At 39.6% G+C, this 12,895-nt stretch carries 9 protein-coding genes; 5 read left to right on the top strand and 4 right to left on the bottom strand.

Annotated elements, in window-relative coordinates:
• The first annotated feature begins 13 nt into the window (after positions 1 to 13).
• Both BV902_RS05140 and BV902_RS05135 read left to right on the top strand, forming a co-directional pair.
• The gene (locus BV902_RS05140) at positions 14 to 2,296 is read left to right on the top strand and encodes a GH92 family glycosyl hydrolase (protein WP_075991037.1); all 2,283 of its coding nucleotides are present in this window, start codon (positions 14 to 16) and stop codon (positions 2,294 to 2,296) included.
• A 77-nt stretch (positions 2,297 to 2,373) separates the two neighbouring features.
• Entirely contained in the window at positions 2,374 to 2,700 is a 327-nt protein-coding gene (locus tag BV902_RS05135) for a DUF493 domain-containing protein (protein WP_070563528.1), read from the top strand.
• A gap of 72 nt (positions 2,701 to 2,772) precedes the next feature.
• Here BV902_RS05135 and BV902_RS05130 read toward each other — a convergent pair whose 3' ends face one another.
• Both BV902_RS05130 and pnp read right to left on the bottom strand, forming a co-directional pair.
• Positions 2,773 to 3,720 (bottom strand): hypothetical protein, encoded by a 948-nt coding sequence (locus tag BV902_RS05130; RefSeq protein ID WP_157625890.1) that lies wholly within the window; start codon positions 3,718 to 3,720, stop codon positions 2,773 to 2,775.
• Positions 3,721 to 3,804: 84 nt separating this feature from the next.
• Positions 3,805 to 5,991: a polyribonucleotide nucleotidyltransferase gene (pnp, locus tag BV902_RS05125; protein WP_075991035.1), complete on the bottom strand. Its 2,187-nt coding sequence runs from the start codon at positions 5,989 to 5,991 to the stop codon at positions 3,805 to 3,807.
• A 170-nt stretch (positions 5,992 to 6,161) separates the two neighbouring features.
• On the opposite strand from pnp, the gene BV902_RS27225 reads away from it, so the two are divergent.
• Positions 6,162 to 6,404 (top strand): hypothetical protein, encoded by a 243-nt coding sequence (locus BV902_RS27225; RefSeq protein WP_139144929.1) that lies wholly within the window; start codon positions 6,162 to 6,164, stop codon positions 6,402 to 6,404.
• A gap of 211 nt (positions 6,405 to 6,615) precedes the next feature.
• Here BV902_RS27225 and rpsO read toward each other — a convergent pair whose 3' ends face one another.
• Together rpsO and BV902_RS05115 are read right to left on the bottom strand one after the other, a co-directional pair.
• On the bottom strand, positions 6,616 to 6,894 hold the full coding sequence (gene rpsO / locus BV902_RS05120) for a 30S ribosomal protein S15 (protein ID WP_046674145.1): 279 nt from the start codon (positions 6,892 to 6,894) through the stop codon (positions 6,616 to 6,618).
• Between the two features lie 104 nt (positions 6,895 to 6,998).
• The gene (locus BV902_RS05115) at positions 6,999 to 8,210 is read right to left on the bottom strand and encodes an acyltransferase family protein (RefSeq protein ID WP_075991034.1); all 1,212 of its coding nucleotides are present in this window, start codon (positions 8,208 to 8,210) and stop codon (positions 6,999 to 7,001) included.
• A gap of 228 nt (positions 8,211 to 8,438) precedes the next feature.
• Here BV902_RS05115 and BV902_RS05110 point away from each other — a divergent pair, with 228 nt between their 5' ends.
• Both BV902_RS05110 and BV902_RS05105 read left to right on the top strand, forming a co-directional pair.
• Positions 8,439 to 9,605 carry an ROK family protein gene (locus BV902_RS05110; protein ID WP_075991033.1) on the top strand — a complete coding sequence of 389 codons (1,167 nt, stop codon included), beginning with the start codon at positions 8,439 to 8,441 and terminating at the stop codon, positions 9,603 to 9,605.
• 50 nt (positions 9,606 to 9,655) lie between these two features.
• Positions 9,656 to 12,880 carry a SusC/RagA family TonB-linked outer membrane protein gene (locus BV902_RS05105; RefSeq protein ID WP_075991032.1) on the top strand — a complete coding sequence of 1,075 codons (3,225 nt, stop codon included), beginning with the start codon at positions 9,656 to 9,658 and terminating at the stop codon, positions 12,878 to 12,880.
• The last annotated feature ends 15 nt before the right edge of the window (positions 12,881 to 12,895 follow it).

Genomic DNA, 12,895 nt, shown 5'->3' with positions numbered 1-12,895 from the left:
CCGAACAAAACCTATGACAGGAAATAAACTACTCAAAACAGTGTTGGGCACACTAATTTTGCCATTTTGTGCGCAAGCCCAGCAAAATCTTACACAATATGTCAACCCCTTTATTGGTTCCGCGGATCATGGTCACGTCTTTGTTGGTGCAAATGTACCTTTAGGTGCTGTACAATTAGGGCCTACCCAAATTCCACAGATTTGGGACAAGTTCAACGGATGGGACTGGTGCAGTGGATACAATTACAAAAGCCAGGAAATTTTGGGTTTTACCCATACCCACCTGAGCGGAACAGGTATCGGTGACCTCAACGACCTCATGATCGTTCCAGCCAACGGAAAATTACAATTAACGCCAGCGGAATTCAATAAAATGAATACAGGCTATGGCTCTTCCTTCAAAAAGGAAAATGAGGTTGCCAAACCCGGATTCTATAGCGCTTATTTAGATGACTATCAGGTACAGGCCAATTTGACGGCAACCGAACGTGTTGGCTATCATCAATATCGCTATGAAAAAACAGACAATGCACATATTTTGGTCGACTTAGGTTACCATATCAATTGGGATAAACCGACAGACACCTACATCAAACAGGTTAACGACTCGACCTTTGTTGGTTATCGCTTTTCAACAGGATGGGCAACTGACCAAAAATTGTATTTTGCGATCAGAACTTCCCAGCCGATACAAAAAGTAAGATTTTTCGACGGTAAAGAAGAAAAATTAGGCCAAACAACATTTAAAGGACAGGCAATCAAAGCGGCTTTATTCTTTGATGCTGTTAAAAACAAAACCATCGAACTTAAAGTCGGTATTTCTCCCGTAAGCTCGACCAATGCCCTGAACAATATCAATGCAGAGATCCCGGGCTGGAATTTTGATAAAGTAAAACAAGAAGCGGATCAACGTTGGAACAAAACCTTAAATAAGATTCAATTTGAAGCCGACAAAGATACGAAGACAATCTTCTATACGGCATTATACCATACCTACTTCGCTCCTACCATCTTTAACGATGCAAATGGCGATTATTTGGGAACTGACAAACAAGTATACGAGAAACAGGATTTTGTCAACCATACGGTATTTTCGCTTTGGGATACTTACCGTGGCCTTCACCCGTTGATGACCATCTTGGAGGATCGTAAAATCAACCAGGATTTTATCAAGACAATGTTGGCTATCTATCAACAACAGGGTAAATTGCCAATGTGGCACTTACAAGGTAATGAAACCAACACGATGGTGGGTCTACCTGCGATTCCAGTCATTGCGGATGCTTTCTTAAAAGGAATTATTGACGAGAAAGATTATCCTTTGGTTTGGGAGGCTGTTAAGACCACATCCATGGGCAACGATCATGGTCTGAAATATGCTCGTGAACTGACTTACATTCCGATCGACAGCATGCCGAATGAATCTGTAGCATGGGCATTAGAATATGCGATTGCCGACTTTGGTGCTTATAAAATTGCCGAAAAGCTCGGTAAAACAGAAGACGCGGCCTATTTCAAAAAACGCTACAAACTATACGAGCAGTATTTTGACAAAGAAGTAGGTCATTTCGTCGGTAAAAAAGCCAATGGGGAATTCCGCAGACCTTTCGACCCATTGATGGCCAAACACCGCGAGAATGATTATTGCGAAGGAAATGCTTGGCAATATACCTGGCTGGTACCTCAAGATGTCAAAGGTCTGATCAATCTTTTCGGTGGCGAGGAGAAATTTTTGAAAAAACTGGATTATTTTACGACCATGTCATCGGATCTTGGTGGTGAAGCTTCTCCAGATATTTCAGGACTAATCGGCCAATATGCACAAGGGAACGAGCCAAACCATCATATCCCTTACTTATATGCTTATGCTGGACAACCTTGGAAAGGTGCAGCTCTAGCCCGTAAGGCGATGACGGAGTTTTACACAAACAGTCCAGCTGGTCTATGTGGCAATGATGACGTCGGACAAATGAGCGCATGGTATGTGTTCTCAGCAATGGGCTTCTATCCACTGAATGCAATGAGTGGTGTTTATGTCTTCGGATCCCCGATGATGCAACATGCGAACATCAATTTACCAAATGGCAAAACGTTAGCGATCGATGTTAAAAATCAAGGTAAAGCAAATCAATACATTAAATCGATCAAATTGAATGGTAAACCTTATGCTAAGTCGTTCATTACACATGCGCAGCTTTTAGAAGGTGGACAGATGGAAATCGAGATGAGTGCTACGCCAAACAAAAACTTTGGTAAAAACAAAGCCGATTGGCCTTCAAGCATTGACAATAATTAACTGAAATATTGTCAGTAAAACATTACTGGATTAATATTTGTTAATACCTTAATAACATATTTAAGGAGAAACAAAACATGGCAGATTACAAAAACATCAATATACAAGACATCCCTGACGGAGGTGATAATCCAAAAGACTTCTATGAAACTTTTAAAGAGCGCTTAGAAGATTTAGAAACATTCCCAAAGGACTATACGTATAAATTTATCTTACCAAAAGATCAGGACCACTTCAATCAGATCCAAAGCGTATTTGATGACACAGGTGCTCAGTTTGATTTTAAGGATTCCAAAACAGGTAAGTATACTTCAATTACGGTAAACTTGAACGTAAAAGACGCCGATCAGGTGATCTACTTCTACAAAGAAGTGGCGAAGATAAAAGGTGTTATCATGTTATAAAACCACAAAATCAGGCTGTCGAATTGACAGCCTGATTTGTTTTCTGATCTACATATAAACCTTACTACTCCCCTATTTCAGCATAACGACATCAAGCCAATAATCGCCGCTAAATCTTTTATTACCATGGTGTAGCTTGAATAGATTAACAACAGCCTCCTCATTTAAAAAATCCAAAATTCGTTTGACATCCCGCCGGGCAGCAAACTGTTTCCAGCTATTTTTTCGATCATAAAAAAAAGACATTTGTCCATCCATGCTATTCCAAGTCCCTCCCAGCGCATATAACTTCGTTTCACTAAACAGTATATTAAAATAGTCTTTATATACCGCGCAATCGAGCGTAATCTCTTTATTTTTATTAGCCATCCAGTCAAATCGATACGAACAATACATTGGATTCCCATAGTAAATACCAGGTTTATGGGGAATCTTGGCCTCCTCAAAAAATTCCTTAAGCAATTTCACTACTTCTGGCTCGCCATCGTATGCTAAGGGCACAGCACTAAGCTCACGATCCATATATAAGGTAAAAGAAGACAGATTGAGGCCCCAGCGTCCTTGATGATCCAATAAAAACTTGGACAAATGTTCCACAAGCGGTGACATCCCACCTCTGAATGAGCCCTGCACGGAAAGTGCTTCAAATGGTCTCGCCTCGTTAAATTTATAAGGGCTTTCATACACATCCATCACAAAGCGGTTATATTCCCGATCAAAATTAATGTAAAGCTCATCTGTCATTGAATCTCTGATAGCTTTATCCTTTAAGATTAACCTATTAAGAGGCCAAAATAAATCCTGTTTATAGGACCACAAAATGGCACGATCCAGTTTATAAAACTCATAACGTCCCTTGGGCAAGATCATATTATTTTTAGCTGCATAATGCTGTACAGTGGCAGATAGCTCCTGGAATTTATCCCCATAAGACCGCTGACCATACACGGTCACATGCATGAGGACAAACACCAAAATCTGACCAGGTTTAAACAGAAACAAACGAAGTATACTTTTCATAGGATAAAGATGAAGGTAAGCCTTATTTTCCATAAAAAAAGCCCGCTTAAAGCGAGCTTTTCATATCATTTGAAAGGAATAAACCTATTCTTGTCCAGCACCAGCTACAGGAGCTTCACCGGCAGGTTTATCCTGCTTTGGTTTGTCTTCTTTTGGAGGACGAGGCAATAAGGCTTTACGCGAAAGCTTCATTTTACCTTGTTTGTCGATATCCAACAATTTAACCGTTACTTTATCACCTTCTTTGAAAATACCGTCCATTGTTTCAAGACGTTTCCAGTCGATTTCAGAGATGTGCAATAAACCATCTTTACCAGGCATGATTTCAACGAAAGCACCGAATGGCATAATTGATTTCACTTTACCTTCGTAAGTTTCACCAATCTCTGGTTTAGAAGCGATTGCTTTAATACGACCTACTGCATCATCGATAGCGGCTTTATTATCTGCGAATACTTGAACAACACCCTTGTTATCAACTTCTTCGATCGAAATTGTAGCACCGGTCTCACGTTGCATCTCTTGGATAATTTTACCACCTGGTCCGATTACAGCGCCAATAAATTCTTTATCGATCAACAATTGAACGATACGAGGTGCATGTGGTTTGTAATCTTCACGTGGAGCAGAAATTGTTTTCTTCATTTCACCTAAGATGTGTAAACGCGCTTCTTTTGCTTGATCCAAAGCTTGCGTCAACACTTCCCATTTCAAACCATTGATTTTTAAGTCCATTTGACAAGCAACGATACCTTTTTCTGTACCAGTTACTTTAAAGTCCATATCACCTAAATGATCTTCATCACCTAAGATATCCGATAAGATCGCATACTTACCTGTTTTCTCATCAGAAATCAATCCCATGGCAATACCTGAAACTGGCGCTTTCAATTTCACACCGGCATCCAAAAGTGCTAATGTACCAGCACATACCGTAGCCATTGAAGAAGATCCATTTGATTCCAGGATATCAGAAACAACACGGATCGTATATGGATTTTCACTGTCTGCAGGAAGTACCTGTTTCAATGAACGCATAGCCAAGTTACCGTGACCAACTTCACGACGGCCAGGACCTCTATTAGGTCTTACCTCACCTGTAGAGAATGCAGGGAAGTTGTAGTGAAGAATAAATTTGTTATAACCGTTGATAAAAGCACCATCGATCATTTGCTCATCGTCTTTAGCACCTAAAGTAACCGATGTCAATGATTGTGTTTCACCACGTGTAAATACAGCCGAACCGTGTGCAGCAGGCAAGTAATCCACTTCAGACCAGATCGGACGTACAGTACGTACATCACGGCCATCTAAACGCATACCTTCATCCAAAACCAGGTTACGGACAGCATCATACTGAACATCGTGGAAATATTTTTTAAATAAGAATGCGGTATCATCATCCAATTCCTCTGGCATTGTTGCTCTGTACTCTTCCGCGATTTTTGCGAAGTTCTCAGAACGGTCATGTTTCGCAGAAGCAGATTTTGCAATAGCATAAACCTTATCGTAAGTAGCTGCAAAAATAGCATCTCTCAATTCAAGGTTTTCAGGCTCATGGTTATACTCACGCTTCACAGTTTTACCAACTAAGTTAGCCAGCTCTACTTGAGCAGCAACTTGTTTTTTGATAGCTTCATGAGCAAAAGCAATTGCTTCTACCATTTCAGCTTCAGAAATCTCTTTCGCTTCACCTTCAACCATACCGATATCCTGTGCAGAACCAGCAACAATAAACTCTAAAGTTGCATTTTCAAGCTCAGACAATTTTGGGTTGATGACCAACTGACCGTCAATTTTCGCAACACGCACTTCAGAAATTGGTCCATTGAAAGGAATATCAGAAACAGCAATAGCTGCAGAAGCAGCCAAGCCCGCTAAAGCATCAGGCATAATATCTTTATCTGCAGAGATCAAGCTGATTGCAACTTGTGTATCTGCGTGATAATTTTCAGGGAACAAAGGACGTAATGCACGATCTACCAAACGTGAGATCAATACCTCATAATCTGACAATCTAGCCTCACGACGTAAGAAACCACCTGGAATACGGCCAGTTGCCGCATATTTTTCTTGATAATCTACAGAAAGGGGTAAAAAATCAACGCCAGATTTCGCTTCTTTAGCTGAAACAACTGTTGCAAGCAACATCGTATCACCTTGTTTTAATACTACAGCCCCATCAGCCTGTTTTGCCAATTTACCTGTAGACAATTCGATCTGGGTGCCATTACCCATATCGATGGTCGTTTTAATTTCGTTGTAATTCATTTAATCTTGTTTGCGACATGCTTTTCATCTTGTTGGCAGCATGCCAATATTTTAAATACATTAGATTTCAGCACAAAGGTAAATTAAAATATTAAGATTAGTGCAATTAACAGCAGGCTAAATCATCAAACCATCGGAATACGGCAGCAACCGCCTTAATCTGTCAAGCAATGAATCAATTGAAGTCTTCTCAAGTTCTCTTATTTCTCGAAAAAGGCTTCCAAAGGCTTATCAATTATAACGAGGAATCTAGCCTGTCGCGTAGTATAAAACAATATAAGACAAGTATAAAACATGGCTATCATTTTCGGAGATTCCTCGGTGCTTCTTCGGTACTTGTTCGGAGCTTGTTCGGTACTTCTTCGGTTGGAAGCGAAGAAATAGCGAGCAAGCTCCGAGGAAAAAGCGATTAAATAAAGACTAAATAGTGAAACTGAAGTAAGGGATAAATAGGCCAATGTCGTCCGCTAACCTAAGAAAGTCCTGAACAACTACAAAAGGCCATGACGAACAGAAAACGACCATGCTGACGCGAAAAATACAATAACAATTCGGGCACGATAAACACAATAAAAAAAGCCATCCAAAAATTGGATGGCTTTCTTAACACCTTTGTATTAAAGCTTATTTGATAATATCACGTAAACCTAGACCTTTAATGATCGCACGGTAACGGTTGATATCTTTTTTGTAAAGATAAGCTAATAATGAACGACGTTTACCTACTAACATTTGTAGGGCACGTTGTGTACCGAAATCTTTTCTGTTTTTTTTCAAGTGCTCAGTTAAGTGAGCAATTCTCTTAGTGAATAAAGCAACTTGACCTTCAGTAGATCCTGTGTTTGTAGCTGATCCAGCAAATTCTGCGAAGATATCAGCTTTGTACTCTTTACTTAAATACATTTCCTGAATAATATTAAAGCGTTAAAAATTTTATTAATTGGCTGCAAAGATAGCAAAAATCTTCGGTTGCCAAAATAATTTAATAAGCAAAGGTTCAGCTACTACTAAACCTTTACGTAGATTTTCTTCTTGTCCAACCAATAGCAGATTACCCACATCAACGTTAAGAAACATAGCGAATAAACAAAAGAACCAACTTCTGGTATCCCAGGCACTTTCGCGCAAATATATTTATAAAACCAGACAAAAGCGTCGAGGTATTTTTGTGTACCATCCTCTTTTACGCCATCAGGAATACGGAACAATCCCAAAAAGCGTGGTAGAATACCGCTCAGTACAAAGATGAATAACGGATTTTTACCAAAAACATCAAAAAACTGTGTCAATTTATTTTTGACACCCTGCACTTCAATAAACCAGATCATACCACCGAGTGTCATGGTTGCCAAACCTGTTGTATAGAGCACATAGGAACTCGTCCATATTTTTTTATTGATCGGAAAACCCAAGGCCCATATCCAAGCCAATACGACCAAAATAAATCCGGTCACAAACATTCCCGCCAGCAATTTAAAATGAGGCTCACTTGAGGCCGGCACTTTCGTCCACAGCCAATCCACCTGACCTTGCTTTTTAATAAATACACCAACTAAATAGCCAAAGACAACCTGAACAATTGTCGGCAAGGTACTCATCAGCCCTTCAGGATCAAATGGCACCCCCTCCCCTTTGTAAACATGCGGTAAACCTAGGATTGCTATATCATACTTTGTACCGAACCAGCCCTCCAAGCTATAGGGATCTGCTCCTCCAGCTATTGCACAGATTGCCCAATATAACAACAGTATGATTGCCGAGATCCAGATAATCGTTTTTTCTTTAAAATAATAAGCTAAAATCGAAGCAAAACAATAAGCAACTGCGATGCGTTGGAGTACACCGAAAATCCGGATTCCCCGGCTCGGATCCGTTCCGTCCACCCATTGTTTAAAAACCAGCTCCGCACCATCCCATTTCACAAAAGGCCACCAATTGATGAAAAGTCCAATCGCAAAAATCAAGATCGTCCGTTTAATTACTTTTTGCCAAAATACTGCAGGTCCAGCCTCCTGTAAACGAGGTATAACAAAAGACATGGCATTACCTACTGCGAAAAGAAAAAAAGGAAAAACCAGGTCTGTAGGTGAACATCCATGCCATTCTGCATGTTTTAGCGGTGCAAACATATGAGCCCATGTACCCGGATTATTAACCATAATCATCAGTGCCACAGTAGCTCCACGAAATACATCCAAGGAGTAATAGCGTTGTTTCATAATCAGATTGTATAATTAAAAGGTAAATATAACGTATTTACCCTTCATTTTTATGCGCAATCCACAATTTAATGGCATAAACAGGAAGGTATATTGTTACAGAAAAAATAAAAAAAACAAAGCGTAACGGTAACTTTTTAAAGTTTTTTAAAAAGTATTTTGATCTTATATACGATTTAACATATCTTTAACAAAAGTTTAATCAACTTTTAGAAACCACACAAACTGATGGAAAAAGAAATACTGAAAAACCTTTATTTTGATTCTGCGCTTTCTATTGCAGAGTTGGTCAAAAAACTCGCCAAGAGTACACCTTCCATCACAAAAATAATCAATCGTTTACTCGAAGAAAAGATAATTGTTGAATGTGGTTTTGCGGAATCCACTGGTGGAAGACGTCCTTTACAGTTCGCAATTAATCCAGCGCTGAATTTTTATATTTTAACGATTTCAGCCGATCAGCATTTCTCTACATTTACCATTACCGATCTCAATCAGCAAAAAGTCATCGAACACCGCGATATTCCTTTAGAATTAAAGGCTAGCAATTCTTCTGATTTACTATTGGGTGAAATTGAATCGATTTTAGAATTATCGGGAATCAATAGCAATAAAATAATTGGCATTGGTCTTAGCATACCAGGATTTGTAAACTCCGAGCTGGGTGTCAATGAATCTTATCCCCATAATCATCCGCTATATCGCATAAAAGATAGCATAGAAGCAAAATATCAGCTATCTACTGTCATAGAAAACGATTCCAGATGTATCGCTATAGCCGAGAAAGAGTTTGGGGCGGCTAAGGGTATTGATCATTCGCTGATTATCAACCTAAATTGGGGTGTAGGATTGGGTATTATTATTAATGGCTCCGTTTTTAAAGGAGAGTCTGGTTTTGCGGGAGAATTTAGCCATATCCCACTTTCGGATGACAACACCTTATGTTCTTGCGGAAAAAGAGGGTGCCTTGAAGTGGAAGCGTCGTTGGATGCTGCCATTCGAAGCACGGAAGCTGATATCCAAAATAACGAATATTCGATTTACAGCACCTTCGTAAAAAGCAATCTCAACAAAATAGATGCTTTAATTGAAGCGTCGAATGTAGGCGATCAAATCGCGATCAATAATTTAGGAAAAATAGGTTACATGCTGGGTAAAGGCATATCAACACTCATCCATATTCTTAATCCAAAACAAATTATTGTCAGCGGAAGAGGTGCAGAATTAGGAAGGATTCTGAATCCGCAAATACAAATTGCCATCAATGAATTTTGTATCCCCGAGATTGCAAAAACAACGAATATCCAGATGTCAGCTTTAAACAAACACGCACAAATCAAAGGCACTGCAGCAATTGTAGTCGAAAACCATATCAATAAAATTTTAATTCAATAAATAACCACACTAATCATTTACTTATTGTAATTCATACTAATCATTAAAAAATGAGTCTATTTTACAAAAAAGCAACAGGTATAGCATTGTGTACGCTATTTAGCGCCACCTCGCTTTACGCACAACAAACCATTACTGGTACAGTAACAGACGCGAAAGGTCCTGTTTCAGGAGCGACAGTTTCTGTTAAGGGTACTGCCAAAGGAACGCAAACAAATGCAAGCGGAACCTTTACGATTCAAGCCGCTCCGGGAGAAGTATTACGTGTTTCTATTGTCGGTTACCACACGCAAGAAATTACGGTTACTTCCGCTAAATCGATTAAAGTCTCCTTAACCGAGGACGCTTCAGCTTTAGATGAAGTTGTTGTAACTGCGATGGGTATCAAGCGCGAATCTAAGGCGCTAGGATATGCAGTTAGCAATATCAAAGCAGAAGAAATTACCAAAGCGGGTAACACCAACTTTGGATCAGCACTATACGGTAAAGCCCCAGGTGTGAAAATTACCACTGCTCCGGGTGGTTCTGCCAGTGCGGTTAACGTTCAAATCCGTGGTATCAATTCATTAAACTATCAACGCCAACCCCTCTATGTTGTCGATGGTATCATCATCCGTAACGATCAACAAGGTGGTGCGACTGGTGCAAACAATAATAATTATTGGGACGATCAACGTATTAGAGGTAATGGTATGCTGGACATCAACCCAGCTGATATCGACAATATTTCCATCTTAAAAGGTGCCGCAGCCAGTGCATTATACGGCTCGGACGCTGCAAGTGGGGTAATTGTTATTACAACAAAGAAAGGCACAAAAGGTAGAGGTCTAGGAATTGACTTCAACTATAATGGATCAATCGAAAGAGCAGCCTTTTTACCGAAGTTCCAAAATATTTATGGACCTGGCTACGATGCCGCGACAAACATCGCTAACGGCGCATCTGCCGAAGGTTGGTTTACAGATGCTAATTCTCCATCAGGAAGAAGACCATACTATAGATCCTACGGAAGTTTTGGTCCAAAATTCACTGGCGAAGATGTTATGTGGTGGGACGGACAGGTACGTCAATACAAAGCACGTGAAAACAACTACTACGACGTATTTGACAAAGGCTACAATTCCAATATTAACGTCGGTATCTCAAACCAAACAGAGAAAATTAACTACCGTTTGAGTGCGACCAGAATGGACTATAAAAGTACAAGCCCTGGTAGTAAACAGAACAGAAATACCTTCAATCTCAATAGCACGCTAAAACTTAGCGACAAATTATCAACCGATATCGTCGCTAACTTTATCAATACCAACACCCATAACAGAACCTATCTGTTGGGTCAGGTACTTGGAAGTTTTGACGGATTTTTCAGCAGAACAGAAGATATGTCTGCAATGAAAAATGCGTATCAAACCACTGATGGCTACAAATATTCCAAATTTGGAACAGGACGTCCTGAAGATTTCAAATACACGATGCGGGCTTCCAACCTCTTAGATTATTTTTGGAATCAATACAAAAACAGTTATGATGAGACCGAAAATAGGATTTTGACAAGTGCCACATTAAACTGGGATGTTGTAAATCACCTGAAACTCCGCGGAAGAATCGGCAATGACTTAACTTCTGCAACGAGCATCAACAAACAATACAACGAATACGCAACAGCTTACAATTCAACTACCAGCAGTTCCGGAGGATTTGCTACTTCAAAAGGAGTCTATTCAATTCTGTATGGTGATGTAATGGCAACCTATAGCAACAAAATCAATGCTGATTTCGACTATTCAGCGAGCGTAGGTTTCCAATCGAGATCAGAACGTTATGATGATCAATCTTCAAGTACAGCAGGTGGTCTTGTCACAGAAAATTGGTTTAGCTTAAGCAACAGTTACGCGCAGGCAACAACTTCAAATAGCAGAAAGGAAATGCTAAAATATGCCTACTTCGGTTCCTTGAATATTGGCTATAAAGGATTTGCTTACTTAGACGGTACTTATCGTTCTGAATACTCTTCTACACTACCTTCATCGAACAATAATTATCGCTATGGCTCCGTTAGTGGTAGCTTTATTTTCAGCGATGCTTTCGATATCAAGTCGGATAAGTTCTCCTACGGTAAACTTCGCGCTTCCTACGGTATTGTTGGTAATGATGCCGCAATCTACGAAGCAAATATCGCTTACAACCAGAATCCATTATTGACAATAAATGGAGCTGTTCCATCATTGACCTACAGAAACAATTATGGAAATCTCAATCTACGTCCTGAGCGTAAATATGAGGTTGAGGTAGGTATGGAATTGAAGTTTCTAAAAAATAGATTAGGATTAGATGTTAGTTACTATAACAATTATATCGATGATCAGATCTTAGGACTTACAACACCAGCCTCTACAGGGGCAACTTCCCAAATTTTGAATATCGGAAAAATTGCCAATAACGGTTTGGAGCTTTCCATCAACGGTACGCCAATTCAAAATGAAAACTTTACCTGGAATTCTAGACTGAACTATTCATTTAATAAGTCGACTGTTAAAACCCTAGCACCAGGTGTTGAAGAATTGGTATTCTACTCTGCCGATGAAAACTCTTTGAAGATTACCGCAAAAGAGGGTGAGAAATTAGGAAATATTTACGTTTATGACATTGCAAAAGATCAAAACGGCAATAACTTGATTTCGGACGATGGACTTTATGTAATCGACAAAACCAAGTACAAATATGCTGGCAACATTATGCCAAAAGCGATCGGGGGCTGGACCAATACATTTACCTATAAAAACTTTATGTTAGACTTTACTGCTGATTATCGTTTTGGAGGTAAAATGGTATCCGAAAACCTCAAATACGGCATGAGTGCGGGTCTATATGAAAACACCTTACCATACCGCGAAAATGGGGTGACTTTGCAAGGGGTTAACGCCAATACAGGAAAAGCAAACGATGTGCATTTGAGTGCTGCAGAGTACTACATGAACACTTTCGGATGGGGTGCAGATTCTTGGACTGAAAAAGGTGCTGTATACGACAACAACTTTATCAAATTAAGAGAATTGTCTGTTGGTTACCGTATTCCGGACAGCTTCACCAAAAGACTTAAAATTAACAATTTAAAGGTTTCTTTGTTGGGCAGGAATCTATTCTACTTCTACCGCACATTGAAAAATCTTGATCCTGAAGCTCCAGTAGGAAACAAATGGTGGGCACAAGGTGTAGACGTTGGTTCATCTGCTGCTACCCGAAGTTTCGGTTTTTCATTGAATGCTAATTTTTAATTTTTTACCCACGAG

The sequence above is a fragment of the Sphingobacterium sp. B29 genome (genome assembly GCF_001952815.1).
Classification (GTDB): domain Bacteria; phylum Bacteroidota; class Bacteroidia; order Sphingobacteriales; family Sphingobacteriaceae; genus Sphingobacterium; species Sphingobacterium siyangense.
This window is presented reverse-complemented; position numbering and strand designations above follow the sequence as displayed.